The sequence below is a fragment of the Citreimonas sp. genome (assembly GCF_042096055.1).
GTDB lineage: Bacteria > Pseudomonadota > Alphaproteobacteria > Rhodobacterales > Rhodobacteraceae > Citreimonas.
In genome coordinates this window covers 10,748-33,481 of record NZ_JBELMH010000014.1, presented here as the reverse complement: position 1 = coordinate 33,481, position 22,734 = coordinate 10,748, and the positions used below count along the sequence as shown (strand labels likewise).

Annotated in this window: 26 protein-coding genes; 12 read left to right on the top strand and 14 right to left on the bottom strand. The window is 67.7% G+C overall.

Features of this window, described 5'->3' with window-relative positions:
- Positions 1-1,224 (bottom strand): molecular chaperone DnaK (gene dnaK, locus ACFDTC_RS05460; protein WP_375257864.1); only part of this gene is annotated, 1,224 nt, incomplete at its 3' end.
- A 192-nt stretch (positions 1,225-1,416) separates the two neighbouring features.
- Between dnaK and ACFDTC_RS05455 the strand changes: the two genes are divergently transcribed.
- Entirely contained in the window at positions 1,417-2,013 is a 597-nt protein-coding gene (locus ACFDTC_RS05455) for an alpha-ketoglutarate-dependent dioxygenase AlkB (RefSeq protein ID WP_375257863.1), read from the top strand.
- Here the strand turns inward: ACFDTC_RS05455 and ACFDTC_RS05450 are convergent.
- Together ACFDTC_RS05450 and ACFDTC_RS05445 are read right to left on the bottom strand one after the other, a co-directional pair.
- Entirely contained in the window at positions 2,010-2,621 is a 612-nt protein-coding gene (locus ACFDTC_RS05450) for an SH3 domain-containing protein (protein ID WP_375257862.1), read from the bottom strand. The two genes, ACFDTC_RS05455 and ACFDTC_RS05450, sit on opposite strands and share 4 nt — an antisense overlap.
- Positions 2,622-2,696: 75 nt before the next feature.
- Complete coding sequence (locus tag ACFDTC_RS05445; protein WP_375257861.1) at positions 2,697-3,527, bottom strand: ABC transporter permease; 831 nt, start codon at positions 3,525-3,527, stop codon at positions 2,697-2,699.
- Positions 3,528-3,675: 148 nt separating this feature from the next.
- Here ACFDTC_RS05445 and cysQ point away from each other — a divergent pair, with 148 nt between their 5' ends.
- The 6 genes from cysQ to ACFDTC_RS05415 all read left to right on the top strand — a co-directional run bounded on the left by cysQ (position 3,676) and on the right by ACFDTC_RS05415 (position 10,888).
- On the top strand, positions 3,676-4,476 hold the full coding sequence (gene cysQ / locus ACFDTC_RS05440; RefSeq protein ID WP_375257860.1) for a 3'(2'),5'-bisphosphate nucleotidase CysQ: 801 nt from the start codon (positions 3,676-3,678) through the stop codon (positions 4,474-4,476).
- A 211-nt stretch (positions 4,477-4,687) separates the two neighbouring features.
- Positions 4,688-5,584, top strand: coding sequence for a UTP--glucose-1-phosphate uridylyltransferase GalU (gene galU / locus ACFDTC_RS05435; protein WP_375257859.1), 897 nt, complete (start codon positions 4,688-4,690; stop codon positions 5,582-5,584).
- Between the two features lie 13 nt (positions 5,585-5,597).
- Positions 5,598-6,641 (top strand): glycosyltransferase family 2 protein, encoded by a 1,044-nt coding sequence (locus ACFDTC_RS05430; RefSeq protein ID WP_375257858.1) that lies wholly within the window; start codon positions 5,598-5,600, stop codon positions 6,639-6,641.
- 118 nt (positions 6,642-6,759) lie between these two features.
- Entirely contained in the window at positions 6,760-7,770 is a 1,011-nt protein-coding gene (locus tag ACFDTC_RS05425; RefSeq protein ID WP_375257857.1) for a glycosyltransferase family 2 protein, read from the top strand.
- Positions 7,767-9,458: a beta-1,6-N-acetylglucosaminyltransferase gene (locus ACFDTC_RS05420; protein WP_375257856.1), complete on the top strand. Its 1,692-nt coding sequence runs from the start codon at positions 7,767-7,769 to the stop codon at positions 9,456-9,458. Before ACFDTC_RS05425 ends, ACFDTC_RS05420 begins: the two co-directional genes overlap by 4 nt.
- Positions 9,455-10,888 carry a nodulation protein NodH gene (locus tag ACFDTC_RS05415; RefSeq protein ID WP_375257855.1) on the top strand — a complete coding sequence of 478 codons (1,434 nt, stop codon included), beginning with the start codon at positions 9,455-9,457 and terminating at the stop codon, positions 10,886-10,888. Before ACFDTC_RS05420 ends, ACFDTC_RS05415 begins: the two co-directional genes overlap by 4 nt.
- 58 nt (positions 10,889-10,946) lie before the next feature.
- Here the strand turns inward: ACFDTC_RS05415 and ACFDTC_RS05410 are convergent, their stop codons facing one another.
- The 6 genes from ACFDTC_RS05410 to ACFDTC_RS05385 form a co-directional block, all read right to left on the bottom strand.
- A complete protein-coding gene (locus ACFDTC_RS05410; protein ID WP_375257854.1) occupies positions 10,947-11,411 on the bottom strand; it encodes a PTS sugar transporter subunit IIA in 465 nt (154 codons plus the stop codon).
- A 60-nt stretch (positions 11,412-11,471) separates the two neighbouring features.
- On the bottom strand, positions 11,472-12,041 hold the full coding sequence (hpf, locus tag ACFDTC_RS05405) for a ribosome hibernation-promoting factor, HPF/YfiA family (RefSeq protein WP_375257853.1): 570 nt from the start codon (positions 12,039-12,041) through the stop codon (positions 11,472-11,474).
- A gap of 237 nt (positions 12,042-12,278) precedes the next feature.
- On the bottom strand, positions 12,279-13,037 hold the full coding sequence (gene lptB, locus ACFDTC_RS05400; protein WP_375257852.1) for an LPS export ABC transporter ATP-binding protein: 759 nt from the start codon (positions 13,035-13,037) through the stop codon (positions 12,279-12,281).
- Positions 13,034-13,528, bottom strand: a complete 495-nt coding sequence (gene lptA, locus ACFDTC_RS05395; protein ID WP_375257851.1) for a lipopolysaccharide transport periplasmic protein LptA — start codon at positions 13,526-13,528, stop codon at positions 13,034-13,036. The genes lptB and lptA overlap by 4 nt, the downstream gene beginning before the upstream one ends.
- The gene (locus ACFDTC_RS05390; RefSeq protein WP_375257850.1) at positions 13,525-14,133 is read right to left on the bottom strand and encodes a hypothetical protein; all 609 of its coding nucleotides are present in this window, start codon (positions 14,131-14,133) and stop codon (positions 13,525-13,527) included. Before ACFDTC_RS05390 ends, lptA begins: the two co-directional genes overlap by 4 nt.
- 23 nt (positions 14,134-14,156) lie before the next feature.
- Positions 14,157-14,771: a ribonuclease D gene (locus tag ACFDTC_RS05385; protein WP_375257849.1), complete on the bottom strand. Its 615-nt coding sequence runs from the start codon at positions 14,769-14,771 to the stop codon at positions 14,157-14,159.
- Positions 14,772-15,539: 768 nt separating this feature from the next.
- Between ACFDTC_RS05385 and ACFDTC_RS05380 the strand changes: the two genes are divergently transcribed.
- The gene (locus ACFDTC_RS05380; protein ID WP_375257886.1) at positions 15,540-16,223 is read left to right on the top strand and encodes a sugar transferase; all 684 of its coding nucleotides are present in this window, start codon (positions 15,540-15,542) and stop codon (positions 16,221-16,223) included.
- A 140-nt stretch (positions 16,224-16,363) separates the two neighbouring features.
- Here ACFDTC_RS05380 and ACFDTC_RS05375 read toward each other — a convergent pair whose 3' ends face one another.
- On the bottom strand, positions 16,364-17,032 hold the full coding sequence (locus tag ACFDTC_RS05375) for an OmpA family protein (protein ID WP_375257848.1): 669 nt from the start codon (positions 17,030-17,032) through the stop codon (positions 16,364-16,366).
- Positions 17,033-17,167: 135 nt separating this feature from the next.
- Positions 17,168-18,007, bottom strand: coding sequence for a methylated-DNA--[protein]-cysteine S-methyltransferase (locus tag ACFDTC_RS05370; RefSeq protein WP_375257847.1), 840 nt, complete (start codon positions 18,005-18,007; stop codon positions 17,168-17,170).
- A gap of 127 nt (positions 18,008-18,134) precedes the next feature.
- On the opposite strand from ACFDTC_RS05370, the gene nth reads away from it, so the two are divergent.
- Together nth and ACFDTC_RS05360 are read left to right on the top strand one after the other, a co-directional pair.
- Entirely contained in the window at positions 18,135-18,779 is a 645-nt protein-coding gene (gene nth / locus ACFDTC_RS05365) for an endonuclease III (RefSeq protein WP_375257846.1), read from the top strand.
- A complete protein-coding gene (locus ACFDTC_RS05360) occupies positions 18,776-19,765 on the top strand; it encodes an adenosine kinase (protein ID WP_375257845.1) in 990 nt (329 codons plus the stop codon). Before nth ends, ACFDTC_RS05360 begins: the two co-directional genes overlap by 4 nt.
- Positions 19,766-19,784: 19 nt before the next feature.
- Here the strand turns inward: ACFDTC_RS05360 and ACFDTC_RS05355 are convergent, their stop codons facing one another.
- From ACFDTC_RS05355 to ACFDTC_RS05345, 3 genes are all read right to left on the bottom strand, one after another.
- On the bottom strand, positions 19,785-20,858 hold the full coding sequence (locus tag ACFDTC_RS05355) for a 5-(carboxyamino)imidazole ribonucleotide synthase (protein ID WP_375257844.1): 1,074 nt from the start codon (positions 20,856-20,858) through the stop codon (positions 19,785-19,787).
- Positions 20,859-20,940: 82 nt separating this feature from the next.
- Positions 20,941-21,435 carry a 5-(carboxyamino)imidazole ribonucleotide mutase gene (gene purE, locus ACFDTC_RS05350; protein WP_375257843.1) on the bottom strand — a complete coding sequence of 165 codons (495 nt, stop codon included), beginning with the start codon at positions 21,433-21,435 and terminating at the stop codon, positions 20,941-20,943.
- 74 nt (positions 21,436-21,509) lie between these two features.
- Entirely contained in the window at positions 21,510-21,734 is a 225-nt protein-coding gene (locus ACFDTC_RS05345; protein ID WP_375257842.1) for a YdcH family protein, read from the bottom strand.
- Positions 21,735-21,893: 159 nt separating this feature from the next.
- Between ACFDTC_RS05345 and ACFDTC_RS05340 the strand changes: the two genes are divergently transcribed.
- Positions 21,894-22,304 carry an Hsp20 family protein gene (locus ACFDTC_RS05340; RefSeq protein ID WP_375257841.1) on the top strand — a complete coding sequence of 137 codons (411 nt, stop codon included), beginning with the start codon at positions 21,894-21,896 and terminating at the stop codon, positions 22,302-22,304.
- A 4-nt stretch (positions 22,305-22,308) separates the two neighbouring features.
- Positions 22,309-22,536 carry a DUF1150 family protein gene (locus ACFDTC_RS05335; protein WP_375257840.1) on the top strand — a complete coding sequence of 76 codons (228 nt, stop codon included), beginning with the start codon at positions 22,309-22,311 and terminating at the stop codon, positions 22,534-22,536.
- Positions 22,537-22,734: the final 198 nt, after the last annotated feature.

Genomic DNA, 22,734 nt, shown 5'->3' with positions numbered 1-22,734 from the left:
GTCGATCAGGCGGGTGAACACGCCACCCAGCGTCTCGATGCCGAGGCTCAGCGGCGTCACGTCCAGAAGGACCACGTCCTTGACGTCACCCTGCAGCACGCCGGCCTGGATCGCCGCACCCATGGCGACGACCTCGTCCGGGTTGACGCCCTTGTGCGGCTCCTTGCCGAAGAACTTGGTGACCTCTTCGAACACCTTGGGCATCCGGGTCTGACCGCCGACCAGCACGACCTCGTCGATGTCGGAGGTGGACAGGCCCGCATCCTTCAGCGCGGCCTGGCACGGCTTCAGCGAGCCCTTGATCAGGTCGCCGACGAGGCTTTCCAGCTTGGCGCGGGTCAGTTTCATGACCATGTGCAGCGGCTGACCGTTCGAGCCCATCGAGATGAACGGCTGGTTGATCTCGGTCTGGCTCGAGGACGAAAGCTCGATCTTGGCCTTCTCGGCGGCTTCCTTCAGGCGCTGAAGGGCCATCTTGTCCTTGGTCAGGTCGGTGCCGTGCTCTTTCTTGAACTCGTCCGCCAGGTAGTTGACGATCCGCATGTCGAAGTCTTCGCCGCCGAGGAACGTGTCGCCGTTGGTCGACTTCACCTCGAACAGGCCGTCGTCGATCTCGAGGATCGTCACGTCGAAGGTGCCGCCGCCGAGGTCGTACACGGCGATCGTGCGGCTTTCCTTCTTGTCGAGGCCATAGGCCAGCGCGGCGGCGGTCGGCTCGTTGATGATGCGCAGCACTTCGAGGCCCGCGATCTTGCCGGCGTCCTTGGTGGCCTGACGCTGGGCGTCGTTGAAGTAGGCGGGGACGGTGATGACGGCCTGCGTCACCTCTTCGCCAAGATAGCTCTCGGCGGTTTCCTTCATCTTCTGCAGGATGAAGGCGGAAATCTGCGAGGGCGAATATTTATCGCCGCGGGCGCGCACCCATGCGTCGCCGTTGCCGCCGTCGATCACCTCGAACGGCATGTTCTTGCGGTCCTTGGCGAGATCCGGGTCGTCGTTGCGACGACCGATCAGGCGCTTGACGCCGAAGATGGTGTTCTCGGGGTTGGTGACCGCCTGGCGCTTGGCCGGCTGGCCGACGAGGCGTTCGTTCTCGGTGAAGGCGACGATCGACGGCGTGGTGCGCGCGCCTTCCGAGTTCTCGATCACGCGGGCCTGGGAGCCGTCCATGATGGCCACGCAGGAGTTCGTCGTGCCGAGGTCGATACCGATCACTTTAGACATGTTTCGATCCCTTCTGGTCTTGAGGCGATGGCCCGAGGCGTGCGGACCCGTTGCGGCATCCAGCCCCGGCGAAAGCACAGGCCGGGTAGGCCCGCGACGTTCGGAGGGTATATAGGAGGGGCGTCTTGGGCCTGCAAGCGCCGGGGGCGGTTGGATTTCGTCAATTCCAGGCATTTTCGGAGGCCGGACAGCATGATCGAACGACGCGGATTCGTCATCCACCAGGAGTTTCTCGACCGCGCGGCGCAAGAGTCGCTGGTCGAGGACCTGCGTGGCGTGCTGGCGCAGGCGCCGCTGGTGCGGCCCGTCACGCCGCGGGGCCGGCCCATGTCGGTGCGGATGAGCGCCGCGGGCAAGTATGGCTGGATCACCGACCGCAAGGGCTATCGCTATTCCGAAACGCATCCCGACGGGCAGCCCTGGCCGCCGATCCCCGACGCGGTCCGCGTGATCTGGGACGCGGTGTCGGGCAGCGACCGGGCGCCCGAATGCTGCCTGATCAACTGGTATGGCGAGGGCGCACGGATGGGCCTGCATCAGGATCGGGACGAGGCCGATTTCGGCCAGCCGGTGGTGTCGGTCAGCCTGGGCGACGAGGGGCTGTTCCGCATGGGCAACGTGGAACGCGGCGGCAAGACGGAATCGGTCTGGCTGAAATCCGGCGACGTGGTTGTCATGGGCGGCGAGGCGCGGCTGCGCCATCATGGGGTCGACCGGATCCGGTTCGGCTCGTCCACGCTGCTGCCCGACAGCGGGCGGATCAACCTGACGCTGCGTGTCGTGACCTAGTCCACGTCGAGCGAGCAGCAGCCGCCAAACATCTCGGGCGCGCCGTCCAGGTCGCGGGTCAGGATCGCGCGGATTCCGTAGGCATAATCCGACATGCCGTCGCTGCAGCGCTCGAGCGTCATAGCCAGGTGATCGCGCGTGTCGCTTTCGAGCCGGTAGATGACGCCCGACATGTCGCGCCGCGCGATGGTGTCGAGCGGGGTTGTCACCGTGCCGGACGTCTCGGCCTCGGGCGTGGACCACGTGACCGTGTCACCGCGGCGGGTCAGCGACCAGAACGGCTCGGTCCCCGCGCATTGCACGGTCTCGATGGGCGCGCCCAGCCACTGGCCCGGCTGGCGCACCATGTAGTGCAGCGACACCCAGCCGGTGCGGCCGTCCACGTTCACCAGCCCCCAGTCCTGACGCTCGTTCGGGGCGATCACCTCGATGGAGCGGGCGTCGGGGGCGAAGTCGCCGATCTTCTCGGCGCCGGCATTGGGCTCGGCCCGGATGTTGAGCACGTCGTCGGCCGCCACGCCCGACACGTCGAACAGCGCGGGCCAGCGGTCCTGCGTCGCGAAGGCAGGTGACGCCAGCAGCAGCAGGGCAAGGGCAAAGCGAAGCATGACGAACCTCCCGTTCCGGAACGGGTCAATCCTACCAGCCGGGCCCCGGGCGGGAAAGCGGGCTCGGGCGGCGGATCAGCGCCGTGCGCTCCAGCTCGCCGAGGCGTGCTTGCGCGTGTAGAACTCGCCCATCAGGCCGACCATGATCAGCACGATCGACACCCATAGCGCGTATTCCCAATCGGAATTGCGGGGGTTGTAGTTGACGAAGGCGTGCCCGCGCGCCTGGTCGATCGTGTGGAAAAGCGGGTTCCAGTCGAACATCGCCAGCATGTAGCCCGGCATCGTGTTGGCCACGAACATCTTGCCCGAGGCGATCATGTTCACCCGCTGGTAGACGGTCGACACGATACCCACCGCCGTCGGCGCCCAGGGTTTGGCCGCCAGCAGGACCAGCCCGATCGCCGCGCCCGAGAACCACGACAGCAGCAGCATCGCCATGCAGCCCATCGGGTCGTGGATCTCCTGCAGGACGAACGGATTGAAGGCCACGTCGTAGACGAACAGGATCACGAATAGCGACAGCACCTGGATGTAGAGCGACGACACCATCGCCGACGCGATCGCGATCGCGGTGTTCATCGGCGCGTGCTGCATCATCGGGCTCGCGGGCCCCTCGCTGCCCACCACTGCCGACAGCGTCTTGGTGTGGGTCATGAACAGGAAGACGCCGGTCATGATGTAGACCAGGAAGTCGCCCCGGATCGCGGCGCCGCGGATGCCCAGGATCACGAACATGAAGTAGAAGGCGAGCACGAAGATCACCGTCTGCAGCACGTTCGTCGCGATCGCCATGAAGGCGTTGCCGTGCGACTTGCGCACCGCGCGGACCGAGTTGTGGTAGATCAGCTCGGCCGTGTAGAGGCCCGACCCCAGGCGCGACCGTGGCGCTGTCTTGTGAAACATCACCCGCTGCTCCAATAGGCGGTGCCGCGCACGGCCGTGGCCCAACGGCTTCGCAGGCCTTGCGCGCGCTTGCCGTTCCGGCATGCGGCGACCATAAGGGGGGCGTGCCTTCAAATCAATGAATCCGCCGGCGCCTAAGGAGATTGCAGTGAATTATTCAGAACTTGTGCCCGTCATGCGCCGCCTCGCGATAGAGGCCGGAGACCGCATCATGCAGATCTACGACGCGGCGGATTTCGACGTGAACCTCAAGGCCGATGCCAGCCCGGTGACCGAGGCGGACGAGGCCGCCGACGCGCTGATTTCGGAAGGGCTGCGCGCGGCGTTCCCGGACGTCGCCCTGGTGACCGAGGAACAGGCCGCCAGCCACGAGATCACGGCGTCGCGGTTCCTGATCGTCGACCCGCTCGACGGCACAAAGGAATTCATCAAGCGCCGCGGCGACTTCACCGTCAACATCGCGCTGGTCGAGGACGGCGCGCCGGTCCGCGGCATCGTCTACGCCCCCGCCAAGGGCCGCATGTTCTACACCGACAGCGTCGGCCACTCGGTCGAGGAGGAAGGTCCGTTCGACCCCGAGACGCCGGGCGAGACCCGGCCGATCCGCGTCTCGACGCCGGACGAAGAGGCCGGTCTGATGGTCGTCGCCTCGAAATCCCACCGCGACGAAGCGACCGACGACTACATCGCGCGCTACCCGGTCAAGGACATGCGCAGCGCGGGATCGTCGCTGAAGTTCTGCCTGGTCGCGACCGGCGAGGCCGACCTCTATCCCCGGCTGGGCCGCACGATGGAGTGGGACACCGCCGCCGGGCACGCGGTGCTGGCCGGCGCCGGCGGCCACGTCGTGCGGTTCGACGATCACACGCCGCTGGTCTACGGCAAGACCGGCTTTGCCAATCCGTTCTTCATCGCCTACGCTCCGGGTGTCGCGCTGCAGAAAGGTTGAGCCGCCCGAAGCGCCGCGGTCGCACGAGCGGCCGCGCGCCGCGACGGAACCCGGCGCGCGCGGACGACCAGAGGGAACGACGCAAGCCATTCCCACGTTCATTAAATGTGCCCCTCGCCGCGCGGTGTCGCAATAAATGCACACAACTTCTGGCAAAGGGCGGGTGCGGGTGCCAACATCCGAGTGTCAGTGGAGTCGAAACGGAGCGATCATGCATAAGAAAGTGACCAAGGCGATTTTCCCGGTGGCCGGCCTGGGCACGCGGTTCCTTCCCGCGACGAAATCCGTGCCGAAGGAAATCATGACCCTGGTCGATCGCCCGCTGGTGCAATACGCCATCGACGAGGCCCGCGAGGCCGGGATCACCGAGTTCATCTTCGTCACGTCGCGGGGCAAGGGCGCGCTCGAGGATTACTTCGACCATGCTCCGCAGTTGGAGGAAGAGCTGCGCGCCAAGGGCAAGGACGAGCTGCTGAAGGTGCTTCAGTCCACCAACATGGAATCCGGCGACATCGCCTATATCCGCCAGCACAAGGCGCTGGGCCTCGGCCACGCGATCTGGTGCGCCGGCCGGCTGATCGGGGACGAACCGTTCGCCGTGATCCTGCCCGACGACGTGATCGCCGCCGACACGCCCTGCCTCAAGCAGATGATCGACGCCTACGAGGAGAACGGCAGCACCGGCAACATGGTCGCCGCGATGGAAGTGCCGCGCAGCATGACCTCGTCCTACGGCATCCTCGACGTCGACCAGCAGACCGACGCGATGGTGACCGTGAAGGGCATGGTCGAGAAGCCCAAGGCGGAAGAGGCTCCGTCGAACCTTGCGGTGATCGGGCGGTACATCCTGACGCCGAAGATCCTGAGCAACCTCGCGTCCGGTGAAAAGGGCGCCGGGGGCGAGATCCAGCTGACCGATGCCATCGCCAAGGAAATCGACGGCGAAGGCGTCTACGGCTTCCGCTTCAACGGCCAGCGCTTCGATTGCGGCTCGAAGTCGGGCTTCCTGCAGGCGACGGTGGCGTTCGGCCTCGCGCGCGACGAGCTGCGCGACGATCTCGAGGCCTATATCGACGAGGTCATGACCACCCGCCGCGCGGCGCAGTGATCGCCCTGCGCTGATGGTGCCGAGCGCGCCCGCGAAGGCCGCCCTACCACCGATCACGCCGCTCGATGCCTACAGGCTGCGATGGAAGCGGAGGCGTGCCGTGTGGCGCGCCTTCCGCGCACGCCACGCGCTGCAGGCCGTTACGCGTCGGCCCATTCCCGGCCCGGGCGCAATCCTGGGCTTCGCTTGTCTGCGCAACGAGCAGACCCGCCTGCCGCATTTCCTGCAGCATTACCGCGCGCTCGGCATCGCTCACTTCCTCATCGTCGACAACGCCAGCGACGACGGATCCGCAGATTACCTGGGCGCGCAGCAAGACGTCTCGCTGTGGCGCACGGATGCGTCATACCGCGGCTCGCGCTTCGGCACGGACTGGCTGAACTGGCTGCTGACCCGCCACGGCCACGGGCATTGGTGCCTGACCGTCGATGCGGACGAGCTTCTGGTCTATCCCGACGTTGAAACCCGCACGCTGCGCGACCTGACCGTGTGGCTCGAAGTGGTCGGCCGACCGGCCTTCGGGGCGCTGATGCTCGACCTCTACGCGCGCGGTCGGCTGGGCGAAGCGGTACCTGACCCCGATCCCGTGCAGGCGCTGGGCTGGTTTGACGCGGGGCCCTACGATGTTCAACGCCAAAGCCCGGCGGGCAACCTCTGGGTGCAGGGGGGCGTGCGGGCGCGGGTGTTCTTCGCCGACGCGCCGCGCCGCGCGCCGACGCTCAACAAGCTGCCGCTTGTGCGCTGGCGGCGTGGCATGGCCTACGTCAACTCGACCCACGCCATGCTGCCGCGCGACATGAACGCGTGGTACGACGGTCCGGGCGGCAGCCAGCCCTCGGGCGTGCTGCTGCACACCAAGTTCCTGCCGGACATCGTCCCCCGCTCGGCGCACGAGCGCCGCCGCGCGCAGCATTTCCACACGCCGGCTGCCTTCGGCGATTACTACGACCGCATCGCCCGTCGCCCCGAGCTGTGGTGCCCGACTTCGTGCCAGTACGAAGGCCCCGAGCAGCTGGCCGAGCTGGGCCTAATGCGCGCTTGGGCGTGGCAGGATTGACGCCGTAAAGGCGGTCGAAACCATCTTCTTGCACTTTAGGGGCGCTCGGCTACACTCGGCGGATATCCGCTGGGCAGGGCGGCAGGCCGAAACGGTCGGACAGGCAGGACGCGCGACAATGGGGCTTTGGGATTCGTACCGGATGCGGCTGCGGCGCAAGCGGCTGCGCGTGCGCGCCCTGCGCAAGCGGCACGAGCTGCGCCCCGTCGCCGACCGCACCGCCGATATCCGCCCGGACGACATCCTCGTCTTCTCGACCCAGCGCAACGAGATGGCGCGCCTGCCCTGGTTCCTCGACTACTACCGCGCGCTTGGCGCGAACCACTTCCTGTTCGTCGACAACGACAGCGACGACGGATCGCCCGACTACCTCGCGGGGCAGCGGGACGTCTCGCTCTGGTCGACGCGCGGCAGCTACCGGACGTCACGCTTCGGCATGGACTGGATGAACGCGCTGCTGAGGCAGTACGGCCACGGGCACTGGACCCTGACCGTCGACCCGGACGAGCTGCTGGTCTACCCGTTCTGCGACACGCGCCCGCTGGCCGGCCTGACGGACTGGCTGGACAGCTGCGGGATCAAGGCCTTTCCGGCGATGCTGCTGGACATGTATCCCAAGGGACCGATCGGCGCAGTGGAGTACCGGTCCGGTCAGGATCCGCTCGAGGTGCTGCAATGGTTCGACGCGGGCAACTACACGATCAGTCGCAACTGGGGCTACAACAACCTGTGGATCCAGGGCGGTCCGCGCGCGCGGACGTTCTTTCGCGACCAGCCGGGCCGGGCGCCCGCGCTCAACAAGATCCCGCTGGTGCGCTGGCAGCGCCACTACGTCTATGCCAGCTCGACCCACAACCTTCTGCCGCGGGGGCTGAACCTGGTCTTCGACGATCTCGGCGGCGAGAAGTCGAGCGGCGTGCTGCTGCACACCAAGTTCCTGCCGACCTTCCGCGCCAAGGCGAGCGAAGAGCTGGAGCGGCGCCAGCATTACGGCGACAGCCGTGAATACATCGCCTACGCCGAGGGTCTGGATGGCGATGCCGACCTGTGGTGTCGGTACTCCGAGAAGTACATCAACTGGCGCCAGCTCGAGATCCTCGGCCTGATGTCGAAGGGCAACTGGGCATGAGCATGGGCGTGATCATGCTGGTCCACACCGCGCTGGACCGCGCGGCGCAGGTGGCGCGGCATTGGGCGAAGGCGGGCTGCCCGGTGGTGATCCACGTCGACCGGCAGGTGCCCGACGACCGGTTCGACGCGTTCCGGGCCGACCTGTCCGATCTGCCCGATATTGCGTTCTCATCTCGTCATCGCTGCGAATGGGGGACGTGGGGGTTGGTCGCCGCGACGCTCGATGCCGCGACGATGATGCTCGGCCGGCACGACGTGCGGCACGTCTACCTCGCCTCGGGCGCCTGCCTGCCGCTGCGGCCGGTCCCGGACCTGCTGGACCATCTCGCCAGCCGCCCGGACACCGATTTCATCGAAAGCGCCACCACCGCCGACGTGCCCTGGACGGTCGGAGGGCTGGATCGCGAACGCTTCACGCTGTACTTCCCGGTGTCCTGGCGCCGGAACAAGCCTCTGTTCGATGCGCTGGTGGCGGGGCAGCGCGCGCTGGGTATCCGCCGCCGCCCGCCGCGCGGTGTGGTGCCGCACATGGGCAGTCAGTGGTGGTGCCTGACCGCGCGGACCTTGCGCGCGATCCTCGACAGCCCCCACCGCCGCGCCCACGACGCCTATTTCCGCCGTTCCTGGATTCCCGACGAAAGCTACTTACAAAGCCTCGCACGCCTCTACGCGTCCGAGATCGAGGCGCGGTCGCTGACGCTGTCGAAGTTCGATTTCCAGGGCAAGCCGCACATCTTCTACGACGACCACCTGCAACTGCTGCGCCGGTCCGACTGCTTCGTGGCGCGCAAGATCTGGCCACGCGCGGATCGGCTGTACGACGCGTTCCTGGGCGATGCTCCGGCAAACTCGGACCGGCAGGACCCGCAACCGGGCAAGATCGACCGCGTCTTCGCCAGGGCGGTCGACCGTCGGCTGCGGGGGCGGGCCGGGCTCTACATGCAAAGCCGCTTCCCGCAGCACGGGTTCGAGAACGGCGCGACCGCCGGGCGCTACGCCGTGTTCCACGGGTTCGACGCGCTGCACGACGGGTTTCGTCCGTGGTTGGCCAAGGCCACCGGCGCCTGTGTCCACGGCCACCTCTACGCGCCCGATCGCGCGCATTTCGCCGGGGGCGAGGCGGTCGCGCCGGGCGCGCTGACCGACGACGCGCGCTTGCGCGACTACAATCCCAAGGCCTTCCTCACGAACCTGCTGTGGAACATGCGTGGGGTCACGCACTGCTTCCTCTACGGCCCCGAGGACACGCCGGACATCCTGTGGCACATGGCGCGCGACCCCAATGCGCGGATCTCGGTCGTCTCGGGCGCTTGGGCGGTGCCGTTGTGGCGCGCGGGCGCGCCCTTCGAGGCCGTGCGCGCCCGCGCCGCCGCCATACAACGGGCCGAGGCGTCGATGATCGAGACGCTGCGCGCGCCCGACGTTAAGGCGCGGGTGCGGATCCAGACGATGGCGCAGTACCTCGAGGCGCCCGAGGAAACGCTCGAGGCCGTCGCGGCCGAGATCGGCTGGCGCGACACCGCCGATCGCCCGAAGCCGCCCGCGCCCGTCGACCCGCACGATTTCGGCGCGTTCCTTCAGCGCCTGCGCAATGCCGGGATGGACCCGTACCTGACCGGGGACTTCCCGCTTCTTCCGGCCGCCGCGCCGCGACAGGCGCAACCCCGCCGCTACGTCGCCTCATGACCGACCGTTTCGACGCATTCGTGGTCTTCGCCGAGATGCGGACCGGATCGAACTTCCTCGAGGCGAACCTGAACGCCTTCGACGGCGTGACCTGCCACGGTGAGGCGTTCAACCCGCATTTCGTGGGCTACCCGAACCGGGACGCGGTGCTGTCGATTGACCTGAAGACGCGTGATCGCGACCCGCACGCGCTGCTGCAGCGTATCCGCGACGAACCGGGACTCGGCGGCTTTCGCTACTTCCACGACCACGATCCGCGCATCCTGCAGACGCTGCTGGACGATCCGCGCATTGCCAAGATCGTGCTGACGCGCAACCCGCTGGACAGCTATGTCAGCCGCAAGATCGCGCAGGCGACCGGGCAGTGGAAGCTGACCAACGTCAAGCGCCGCAAGGACGCGCTGGCGGTCTTCGACGCGGCCGAATTCGAGGCGCACATGGAGGCGCTGCAGGCTTTCCAGGTGCAGATCACGGGCGCCCTGCAGCGCAGCGGGCAGACCGCGTTCCACGTCGCCTACGAGGACCTGCAGGACGTCGCGGTGATGAACGGCCTTGCACAATGGCTCGGCGTCGCGTCGCAGCTCGAGGCGCTCGACGGCGGGCTGAAACGCCAGAACCCGCAGCCCGCGCGGGACAAGGTCGCCAACGCGGACGAGATGGAGCGCGCGCTGGCGCGGCTGGACCGGTTCAACCTGCACCGCACGCCGAACTTCGAGCCGCGGCGCGGACCGGTCGTGCCGTCCTACCTGGCCGCCGCGCGCACGCCGCTTCTCTACATGCCGATCCGCTCGGGTCCCGAGGCCGCCGTGCGGCGCTGGCTGGCCGCGCTCGACGGCGTGGACGAGGGCGCGCTGATCGGCGGTTTCCGCCAGTCCGGACTGCGCCAATGGATGCGCGACAGGCCCGGGTTTCGCAGCTTCACCGTGATCCGTCACCCGCTGGCGCGCGCGCACGACGCATTCTGTTCGCGGATCCTGTCGACCGACGAAGGCGCGTTCCTCGGCATCCGCCGCACGCTGCGCCGCGCCCATGATCTGCCCATCCCCGAAGGCGCCCCGGACGAGGGATACGGCGTCGACGCGCACCGCGCGGCCTTCACCGCATGGCTGGAGTTCGTGAAGGCGAACCTGGCCGGGCAGACCGCGATCCGCTTGGACGGGCACTGGGCCACGCAGGCGCAGTGCCTGCAGGGGATGGCCGAGTTCGCGCTGCCGGACATGATCGTGCGCGAGGCGGAGATGCCCGCCTACCTGCCCGCGCTGGCGATGCAGACGGGACACGCCGCACCGCCGGACCCCGAGGCCGTCGCCACCCGCGCGCCGTACTCGCTGGCACAGATCTACGACGACCGGATCGAGGCGCTGGCCCGCGACGCCTATGCGCGCGATTATATCACCTTCGGCTTCGACGATTGGGGGCACGTGCCCTGAACGCAAACGCCCCGCCGCGTGGGAACGGGGCGGGGCGTGCGGTTGACGGGCCAGTGGCTCAGGCGGCTTTGACCGCCTCGCTTTCGGTGAGGATCGTGTAGAGCTTGCTCGCATCGCGGTTGGCGCGCAGCTTGGCGCACAGCGACGGGTCGCGCAGCGAGCGCGACACAAGCGCCAGCGCCTTGAGATGCGCGACGCCGGCATCCTCGGGCGCGAACAGCGCGAACACGATGTCCACCGGCTGACGGTCGATCGCGTCGAAGTCGACGGGTTTTTCCAGCAGCAGGAATGCCCCGATCACCGTGTCGAGGCCGGGCAGCCGCGCGTGCGGCAGCGCCACGCCGTGCCCGACGCCGGTGGGGCCCAGCGACTCGCGCTCGACCAGCGCCTCGACCGAGGCGTCGGCGTTCAGGCCGTAGGCTGACTCCGCCAGGTCGGCGATGTCGTGCATCAGGCGCTTCTTGCTGGAGGTCGAACCCAGAAGCTTGACCGCTTCCGGCTTCACCAGATCAACGAACTTCATGGCAATCTCGTCACTTGTAGAAGGGCGGTCACGGCCCCCGCGGGGGCGGCACCGGGTTGTTTACGGGTCGATCCAGCCGATGTTGCCGTCTTCGCGGCGATAAACGACGTTGACCCCGTCCTTCTTGTCATTCCTGAAGACGAGGACCGGGGCCCCCGCCAGTTCCATCTGCATCACAGCCTCGCCCACCGAGAGCGACGGGATGCGGGTCTGCATCTCGGCGACGATGATAGGCTGCAGCGTCTCGGGCTCGTTGTAGTCATCCGAGCCGTCCTGTTCCGAGGCGAGGATATAAGAGGACGCTCCGGACACTTCAACCGGTTCCGTGCGATCCTTGTGATGGTCCTTCAAACGACGCTTGTAGCGGCGCAACTGCTTGTCCATCTTCTGGGCACAGGCGTCGAATGCGGCGTAGATCTCGGTCGCGTGGCCCTTGGCCGCGGCGTTCAGGCCGCTGGACAGGTGCACCGTCGATTCGCAGACGAATTCGTGACCGCTCTTGGAAAAGACGACCGTCGCGTCGGTCGGGCGCTGCGAGTACTTCTCGAGCACCGACCCAAGCTCGGTCGTCACGTGGGTCTGGAGTGCCTCGCCGACATCGATCTGCTTGCCCGTGATCTGGTAGCGCATGGTAGGTCCTTTTCTTTGCCGTCCGACCCCAGGTCACCGCGTCCGGAGGGACGCGGATCGCCGTTGTTCGGGTCAGGCCTGGGAGAGACGTTGCGGCGCGCGTGCTATAACCGGTACGGCCCCGGAAACGCCGGGATCAGGGTTCCTCGAAACAGCGCGGCGCGTCGTCATGAGGACATTTGAGGGGAGAAGCGCCGGGCCTGTCAATCGAAACCACGTCATGGCGAAGGCGCGGTTTCAACCGATGCGGAAGGAATCGCCCAGGTAGACCCGGCGCACGTTCTCGTTGCGCACGACTTCGTCGGGGGTGCCCGACATCAGCACCTGGCCGTCGTGCAGGATGTAGGCGCGGTCGACGATCTCCAGCGTCTCGCGCACGTTGTGGTCGGTGATCAGCACGCCGATCCCGCGCTTGCGCAGGTCCGAGACCAGATGCCGGATATCGCCCACGCTGATCGGGTCGACCCCGGCGAAGGGCTCGTCCAGCAGCAGGTACTTGGGATCGGACGCAAGACAGCGGGCGATCTCGACCCGACGCCGTTCGCCGCCCGACAGCGCCATGGCGGGCGCGCGGCGCAGATGCTCGATCGAGAATTCGCCCAGCAGTTCCTCGAGCCGCTCGCGCCGGCGGCGGCCGTCGGGCACGGCGATGTCGAGAACGGCGGCGATGTTGTCCTCGACCGACAGGCCGCGGAAGATCGACATCTCCTGCGGCAGGTAGCCGATGCCCATGCGGGCGCGCCGGTACATCGGCAGGTAGGTCGCGTCCTGCCCGTCGATCAGCACCTGCCCGCCCTCGGGATTCACCAGCCCGGCGATCGCGTAGAACGACGTCGTTTTCCCCGAGCCGTTCGGCCCCAGCAGCGCCACAACCTCGCCCCGGCCGAGGCTGATCGTCACGTCGCGGATGACCACGCGCTTGCGATAGCTCTTGCGCAGGTGGTTGACGCGCAGGCCGCTCTGGCCCTCGGTGACCGTGAAGGCCGGGGCGCTCATGGCTGGTCCTGCGCGGCGGGCTCTTGTTGCAGCACGGTGCGCACGCGGCCGGACATCTCGGCCATGCCGGTGTCGAGATCCACCACCATCGACTGCGCGGTCAGCGCATTGTCGCCCTGCGTCAGCAGCACGTCGCCCGACAGGGTCACGGTGCCGCCCTCGATGTCGTAATCCGCGCGCTCGGCCTCGGCGGCCTCTTCGCCACTGACCAGCGTCACGCCGCCCGTCGCCTCGAGCCGGTCGATGCGGCCGGCTTGTTCGGAGTAGACGACCAGAACCTGCGGTGCGGCCAGCCGCATGTCGCCCTGCACGATGACCACGTCGCCGGAATAGGTCGCCGTGCCGTCCGACTGGCTGACCGAGAGCTGGTCGGCGGTCACCTCGACCGGTGCCGACGTGTCCTGCTGCATCGAGCCGAAGGCGACCTGTTGGGCGGAAGCCACGAAGGGGAACGCCACGAGCGTCGCGGCAAGCATCAGTCGTCGGATCATGGCGTTTCCCGTTCGGATTGCGGGACGTATACCATTTTTACGCCCTCGGTGAAGACCAGTTGCACGTCGTCGGCGGACGCCCCCGGAGCGATCGTCATGCCGCCCGCCTCGATCGTGCCGGCAGGCGTCTCGCCCCGGACCGGACCCAGCGAGCGGCCTTCGACCGCGTCCAGCCGCGCGACCAGGCCCTCGGTCTCGAAGCTGTAGCCGGACGTGCTGCTGAACCGCACGCCGCCTTCCAGCCGCGCCTCGTCGTCGCGTTCGGAAAGCCGCGCGATGGGCGCCATCATCTCGATCTTCGAGCCGTCGTCCAGCGTCACCAACGCGGTCACGGTCTCGGCCACGACCGCGCCGTCGGCTTCGGGCCTGGCGGTCTGGGCGACGACGCTGACGGTTTCGCCGCGCTCGGTCACGCCGGCGTAGGAGGGGCCGCGCACCTGTTCGCGGGTGTCGCCGTCGCCCGCCAGGCGGGCGCCGAGTTCGGGCGCGATGGCGTCCTGGGTATCGCGAGACAACAGGAACAGCGTCGACAGCAGGGCCAGCGCCGCGAGCGGCAGAAGGATTTTCAGCCAAGCGACGATGCGCGAATAGACCCCGATGCGCATGCCGCCTTTACCTCTCGCCGCGCTCAGACATGGGCGAAGATGTCCGTGCCGGGCCAGCCCTCGAGGTCCAGCAGCGCGCGGGTCGGCAGGAAGTCGAAGCACGCCTGGGCCAAATCAGTGCGCCCCTCGCGCGCCAGCATCCCGTCGAGAACCGTGCGGAGGCGGTGCAGATACAGCACGTCCGAGGCGGCATAGTCGCGCTGCGCGTCTGTCAGCGTCTCGGCGCCCCAATCCGAAGATTGCTGCTGCTTCGAGATGTCGACGCCCAACAGCTCGGATGTCAGTGCCTTGAGGCCGTGGCGGTCGGTATAGGTACGCACCAGCCGGCTGGCGATCTTGGTGCAGTAGACCGGCCGCGCCAGCGCGCCGAAGGCGTTGTGCATGGCGGCGATGTCGAAGCGGCCGTAGTGGAACAGCTTGGTGACGCTCTCGTCGGTCAGCAGCGCCGACAGGTTCGGCGCCGCATCCTGCCCGCGCGCGATCTGCACCAGGTGCGCATTTCCGTCGCCGGCCGACAGCTGCACCAGGCACAGCCGGTCGCGGTGCGGGTCCAGGCCCATCGTCTCGCAATCGATCGCGACCGCACGGCCGAGGTCCAGCCCTTCGGGAAGATCCTGCTGGTGAAGATGGACTGTCACGGTCGGCTCCGGAGGCGTGGACAAGGTGAAGGCGACATACGCGCGCACAGGGTCCGGCGCAACACGCGGGGGCGTGATGATTCGGGCATTTCGGTCGGTGGCGGCGCTTGGCAGACCGGTGCGATCACGACTGTAATATTGCGTGAATGCGCCGACTATACCTAGGCGAGTGCAAGTCGGATGGCTCGGAAGCGAAACGTCCTCGGTCTGGACCCAAGCGCGGCCGAATTTGGACGCACCGCCGATTGAAACGCGCGCCCGAATTGTTTCTTGATCCGCCGAAGTCGCCAGCCCGAAACGGCGAAAGCGGGGCGCCCTTTCGATAAATCCGGAAACAGTCTCGGCGCACCCTCCGGTTTGTCTTGCGGACGGGATCGGACGTGGTTCCGCGCCCTTGGAATGGTTTCCGGCGCCGCTTCGCCGCTCTCCTTGGGACCGCCGAGCGAGCCGGCTCGAAGCCCAGAACCCCGCCGCCGGGGGACGTTCGACGTCCGCCGCAGCGGCACTCTCCTCTTGGTTGCGGTCCCTCAAACGGCGTTGACCGCCGTACGGGCGGAACAGCATATTCGGCCCTGTCGAGAGACGTAGAGATTTGTTTTTGAACCATTTCCCTCGGCGGCCCGAGCTGTTGCCGCTGCGTATGGCGGAGCGATGCCGGGCCACGCTGTTCCCAGCCTGTGCCGGAGTTTCGCGCCGCCGGATGACCGGCCGGGCCGACTGCAGAGCCCTGCCACGCCGGAAGCTGACTTCGAGGAGGTCACAGTGACAGTGCACGTGCGCCCCCCCGTCAGCCCCGGCGAGATCGACGACCTGTTCGCGCCCGTCTCGGTCGCCAGCCGCCTTGCCACGATCTACCGCGTGTACCTCAAGCGGGGTCTCGATATCGTGCTGGTCCTGCTTGCGGCGCTGCCCACGGTGCTGGTTCTGGGTGTCCTGTGCCTTGTCATCATTCGCGACGGCGCGTCGCCCTTCTACCGGCAGCTGCGGGTCGGGCGGCACGGACGGTCCTTCCGGATGTGGAAGCTGCGTTCGATGGTGCCGAACGCCGATCGTCTGCTCGAGGCGTACCTGGCCGACAACCCGGTGGCGCGCGCGGAATGGGACCCCCGCCAGAAGCTGGAGCACGATCCCCGCATCACGCGCATCGGCCGGCTCATCCGCGCGACCTCGCTCGACGAGTTGCCGCAATTGTGGAACGTGCTGCGCGGCGACATGAGCCTGGTCGGCCCGCGCCCGATGATGGTCAGCCAGACCTCTATTTACCCCGGCACCGCGTACTACGCCCTGCGGCCGGGCATCACCGGATACTGGCAGACCTCCGTGCGCAATGAATCGAGCTTCGTCCAGCGCGCGGATTTCGACACGCAGTACCTGCGCGACCTGTCGATAGGGACCGACCTCGCCCTGATGGCGCGCACGGTGCGGGTGGTGGTGAAGGGGACGGGCGTCTAGCGGCCGCCCAATCCGGGGTCATGACCGCCGAACGGTTCCGCATCCAGTGCCGGAAAACGAAGCCGCCCCCGGCATGGACCGGGGGCGGCAGTGCGTCTTTGCGCTGATCGACGGGACGGGCGCGGCCCGTCCATGCCGGATCAGACGTTGGGCAGGATCACGATCTCGACGCGGCGGTTCTGCGCGCGGCCTTCCGGCGTCAGGTTCGACGCGATCGGCTGATCCTCGCCGCGGCCGATGGTCCGGATCCGTGCCGAGGACACGCCCTCGGACACCAGGACGGACGACACGGCGCTGGCGCGGCGCTGCGACAGGTCGAGGTTGTAGGACGCCGAGCCGGTGTTGTCGGTGTGGCCGATCACCTGGACCGAGGTGTCGGGGTACTGGCGCAGGCTGTCCGCGACGGTCCGCAGATCGCCGATCAGGCGCGGCTGCAGCTGGGCGCTGTCGGTGGCGAACAGGATGTCCTGCGGCATGGTCACGATCAGCCGCTCGCCGGTGTTGCGGATGGCGGTGTTGTTGCCCAGCTGTGCGCGCAGCTCGGCTTCCTGACGGTCGAGGCGGTTGCCGATGGCGGCGCCGACGCCGGCCCCGACCAGCGCGCCTGCCACGGTCGCGCGGTTACGCTCGCCCACGTCGCTGCCGCCTGCGGCACGGCCCGCGATGGCACCACCCACGGCGCCGATCAGCGCGCCCTGCTGGGCCTGGCGGTTCGGGTTGTTCGGGTCGCCCATCGGGCCGGTGGTGCAACCGGCGATGCCGACGACGGCGGCGAGAGAAAGAATGAACGTCTTGCTGGAGCGGATCATGGTTGCCTCTTGTTGTTCGTGGCCGTGCTGGCCTCGACTCCGATGTAACGTGGAATGGCTCGTCATGCGATAACAAGCGCCTCCGCCATCGGCAAACCCCTGCTCATGCTGTCTAGTTCCACCGGGCGGACGCGCTCAGGCCTCGTCGCGCGCGGCCTCCCACGCCAGCATGGCGCGCTTGACCGGCAGCCCCCAGTGATAGCCGCCCAGCGCGCCGTCGCGGCGCAACGCGCGGTGGCAGGGGATCAGGAACGAGATCGGGTTGCGCCCCACCGCCGTGCCGACGGCGCGCACGGCCCGCGGATTTCCCACCGCGCGGGCGATGTCGGAATAGGTCGTGACCTGTCCCGACGGGATTCGCAGCAACGCCTCCCACACCTTGATCTGGAACGGCCCGCCGATCAGGTGCAGGTCCGGGCCGTCTCCGCGCGGGGCGAAGGCCGCGGCGACGGCGGGGCCGACCGCCTGCGGATCCTCGACATAGGTTGCCGCGGGCCAGCGCGCGCGCATGTCCTCCATCGCCGCGGCCTCGCCGGTCTCGGCGGTGAAGGCCAGGCCGCACAACCCGCGATCCGTGGCCATCGCCAGCACCGGGCCGAACGGGCTGTCGGCCATGCCGTGCCGGATCGTCAGGCCGCCGCCGCCGCGGGCGTAGTCGCCGGGGCTCATCGCCTCCCACCGCAGGAAGAGGTCGTGCAGACGACCTGGCCCCGAAAGCCCCGCTGCCTGCGCGGTCTCCAGCGTCGTGTGCCGCGCGGCCAGCAGCGCGCGGGCATGTCCCAGCGCCAGGTATTGCTGGTAGCGCTTGGGCGACACGCCGACCCAGGCCGAGAACAGGCGCTGAAAATGCGCGGCGCTCATCGACAGCTCGGCGGCCAGTTCTTCAAGGGTCGCCTGCGGGCCCAGACGGTCGACCGCGTCGATCGCGCGGCGCATCACGCCGTAATGGTATGGCTGCATGTCGTCCTTCGGCATGGCTCGCTCCTTTCGCTCGGGCCCAGATTAGGCGAGCAGCGTGATCCGCGCGACCCGGATCCTGCGCCTTCGGCCGCGCGGCGCGCGTTGCCGTTGCGATCCGGGGCGCGGGCGGCAATAAGGGCCCATGGCCAAGCAGATGGATTACGCGACCCTGCGCGAGGTGTTCACCCGCTTCCACGAGGTCGAGCCCGAGCCCAAGGGCGAACTGGAGCACGTCAACGCCTTCACGCTGGTGGTGGCTGTCGCGCTGTCGGCGCAGGCCACCGACGCGGGCGTGAACAAGGCGACGCGCAAGCTGTTCGCCGTGGCCGACACCCCTGAAAAGATGCTCAGCCTGGGCGAAGAGGGCGTGATCGAGCACATCCGGACCATCGGGCTTTACCGCAACAAGGCGAAGAACGTCATCAAGCTGAGCCGAATCCTCGTCGAGCAGTACGGCGGCGAGGTCCCCAATTCCCGCGCCGCGCTGGAGAGCCTGCCCGGCGTCGGTCGCAAGACCGCCAACGTCGTGCTGTCGATGTGGTGGAAGCATCCCGCGCAGGCCGTCGACACGCATATCTTCCGCGTCGGCAACCGTACCGGCATCTGTCCCGGCAAGGACGTGGTCGCGGTCGAGCGCGCGATCGAGGACAACGTGCCGGTGGACTTCCAGACCCACGCGCATCACTGGCTGATCCTGCACGGCCGGTATACCTGCGTCGCGCGGAAACCGAAATGCAACGTGTGCGTGATACGCGACCTTTGCCAATTCGAGGACAAGACAGCATGAAGAAATTCCAGGTGGTCGGCATCGGCAACGCCGTGGTCGACGTGATCACCCGCACCGACGATGCGTTCCTGGGCGATATGGGCATCGAGAAGGGCATCATGCAGCTGATCGAGCAGGATCGCGCCCAGCAGCTCTACGCCGCCATGGGCAACCGCGTGCAGACGCCCGGCGGGTCGGTCGCCAACACGATCGCGGGCCTCGGCAACCTCGACGCGCGCACCGCCTTCATCGGGCGCGTGGCCGACGACGACCTGGGCGTGTTCTATTCCTCGGCCATGACGAACGAGGGCATCGCCTTCACGAACCCGCCGGTCGAGGGCGGCGAACTGCCCACCTCGCGCTGCATGATCTTCGTGTCGCCCGACGGCGAGCGGTCGATGAACACCTATCTGGGCATCTCGGCCGAGCTGTCGTCGGACGACGTGGACGAGGCGGTTCTGGAAAACGCCGAAGCCGTGTTCCTCGAAGGCTATCTTTTCGACAAGGACAAGGGGAAAGAGGCGTTCCTGAAGGCCGCTCGCGCCTGCCACAAGGGCGGCGGCATGGCCGGCATCGCGATATCCGACCCGTTCTGCGTCGAGCGGCACCGCGAGGATTTCCTGCGCCTGATCGAGAACGACATGGACTACGTCATCGGCAACGAGGACGAGATTCGCTCGCTCTACCGCAACGACGATCTCGAGGCGGACCTGAAGGCCGTGTCGTCGATCTGCGACCTGGTGATCTGCACGCGCTCGGGCGACGGCGTGACGATCATGAGCAAGGGCGAGCGGATCGACGTGCCGGTGACGCGGATCGTGCCGGTGGACGCCACCGGCGCAGGCGACCAGTTCGCGGCCGGGTTCCTCTACGGGCTGGCGACGGGCGCGGACATGGCGACCGCCGGCCGCATGGGCGTCGTCGCCGCGACCGAGGTGATCGGCCACATGGGCCCGCGCCCCGAGGCGTCCCTGCCGGCGCTGTTTCGCAAGAACGGGTTGCTCTGACCGCCGGTGCGGCAGCGCGTCATTCGGCGCGCCGCGTTACCCGGTTGACGTGCCCCATCTTTCGGCCGGGCCGGGTTTCCGCCTTGCCGTAAAGGTGGATCGCGCAGCCCGGCTCGCGCGCGAGGTCGGGCAGGCGGTCCACGTCGTCGCCGATCAGATTCTCCATCACCACATCGGAATGGCGTGCGCCGTCACCCAACGGCCAGCCCGCCACGGCGCGGATGTGCTGTTCGAACTGATCGACGGCGCAGCCGTTCTGGGTCCAGTGGCCGGAATTGTGCACCCGCGGCGCGATCTCGTTCACGATCAGTGCGCCCGGCGTTACGAACAACTCGACCCCCATCACGCCGACATAGTCGAGGGCGTTGAGGATGCGGCCCGCCAGCAGCACCGCATCGGTGCGCAGCCGCGCAGGCAGGCCCGGCGCGGGAACGGTGCTGCGGCGCAGGATGCCGTCGCGGTGCTCGTTCAGGCCGGGATCGAAGGCGGCGACACGGCCGTCCAGTCCGCGCGCCGCGATCACCGAAATCTCCATCGAGAAGTCGACGAAGCCCTCGAGGATGGCGGGCGCGCCGGCCATCGCTTTTAGCGCCGGCACGGCATCGTCGGCCGAGTTCAGGCGTGCCTGCCCCTTGCCGTCATAGCCCATGCGGCGGGTCTTGAGGATCGCGGGCAGGCCGATCTCGGCGATCGCGGCGTCAAGCGAGGCGGCATCGTCCACCGCCGCGAAGGGCGCCGTGGCCAAGCCCAGATCCGCCAGAAACCGCTTCTCGACCAACCGGTCCTGGCTGGTGCGCAAAGCCTCGCGGCCGGGATGGATCGGGCGGATCGCCTCGATCGCGTCCAGCGCGGCGGTTGGGATGTTCTCGAACTCGTAGGTCACCACGGCGACGTCGCGCGCGAAGGCGGCCAGCGCGTCCGCATCGTCGAACGGGGCGATAGTCCGGCGGTGGCAGACAACGCCCGCGGGTGCGGCCGGATCGGGGTCGTAGACATGCGTCCGCAGCCCCAGCCGCGCGGCGGCGACCGACAGCATGCGGGCCAGTTGCCCGCCGCCGAGAATGCCGATGGTGGATCCGGGTTCCAGTGTCATGGGGTGTCTCCGCAGCGCCTTGCCCCTGATGGCCCGGGCTTAAGGCGGGGGCAAGGGCGGCGCCGCAAAAACCCCGGCGGCGTCACCGCTCGGGCGCGTCGGGGATCGAGTCGGCCAGCGCGGCGCGCCACGCGTCGAGGCGCGCTGCCAGCGCGGAATCATGCAACGCCAGGATGCCCGCCGCCATCAGGCCCGCGTTCTTCGCCCCAGCCGCGCCGATGGCCATGGTCGCCACCGGAAAGCCGCGCGGCATCTGCACGATGGAATAGAGGCTGTCGACCCCAGACAGCGCCTTGGTCTGCACGGGAACGCCGACCACCGGGACGCGCGTCTTCGAGGCCATCATTCCCGGCAGATGTGCAGCGCCCCCGGCGCCCGCGATGATGACGTGCAGACCGCGATCGACGGCACTCTTGCCGTATTCCCACAACCGGTCCGGCGTGCGGTGGGCCGAGACGATGCGCGTCTCGTAGGCGACGGAGAGTTCGTCCAGAACCTCGGCGGCTTCCTGCATGGTGGGCCAGTCGGACTGGCTTCCCATGATGATTCCGACCCTGACGGCCTCGTCGCTTGCCATTCCTTACCCTTTCGCCCTGCCTCCGGCGCACAATAGCGGACCGGCCGCGCCGCGCAATCGGCGCGCGGATGCGCTCAGGCGATGATGTCGGGGGTCAGGCGGTCTTCGATCAGGGCGATCTTGTCCTTCAGCATCAGCTTCTTCTTCTTGAGCCGCTGAAGCGTGATCTGGTCCGCTGTGGATCCGGCCTGCAGCGCGCGGATCGAATCGTCGAGGTCGCGGTGCTCGCGCTTGAGCCATTCGAGCTCGACCCGCAGCACCTCGTCGGATTTCATCGAGATATCGGACGGCGCGTTCATTCCAAGCCCTTTCCAGTCCCGGGCAGGCCGGGAGCCACAGGATAGCGAATCCGCCGCCCTGCGCAAAGCCCTTGCGCACAATCCGAGGCAAACCCATATTTCTTGGGCGGTCGCCGGAAGGGGCCGCATCGGACGGTCGCTTTGCCAAAGGACATGTCGATGACCAAACTGACCTTGGGGTCCTATCCTCACATGCTCGGGTTCGAGCAGCTGGAACGCCTTCTGGAACGGACGGCGAAGTCCAGCGAGGGCTATCCACCCTTCAACATCGAGCAGACCTCGGACCATTCCTATCGGATCACGCTGGCCGTGGCCGGTTTCGCCGAGCGCGACCTGTCGATCACCGTCGAGGACCGCCAACTGGTGATCCGTGGCCGGCAGCGCGAGGACGGCGAGACGCGTGTCTTCCTGCATCGCGGCATCGCCGCGCGGCAGTTCCAGCGCAGCTTCGTGCTGGCGGACGGCGTCGAGGTGGGCGAGGCGATGATCGAGAATGGCCTGCTGCACGTGGATCTCACGCTCAGCCGTCCCGAAACCGTCGTTCAGACGATCCAGATCAAGAAAGGGTAACGGTATGAACACGAAGTACGATCTTTCCCAGCTCGACGAGGGCCGCACCGTCTACGTCCGGTCCGTCAAGGCCGAGGATCTGCCCGAGGACGTGCGCGAACAGGTGGGCGGACTGAAAACGCTTTATGCGGTGCACGATTCCGAAGGCCAGCGCCTGGCGCTGGTGCGCGACCGCAAGCTGGCCTTCGTGCTGGCTAGGCAGAACGATCTGGCACCGGTCACCGTCCATTGACGCGGCGCGCTACGAATGCAAAAAGGCCGGGCTTCATGCCCGGCCTTTTCGTTTCCTTGATCGTCCGTCCGGTCAAACGGGAAGTCGCCGCGATCCGACAGTCCAATGCGCCAGTTTTCTAGTGACCCGCGATCAGGCCCATCGATTCCAGCTTCAGGATCACCTGGTGGGCGCAGTTGTCGACGTCGATGTTCACCG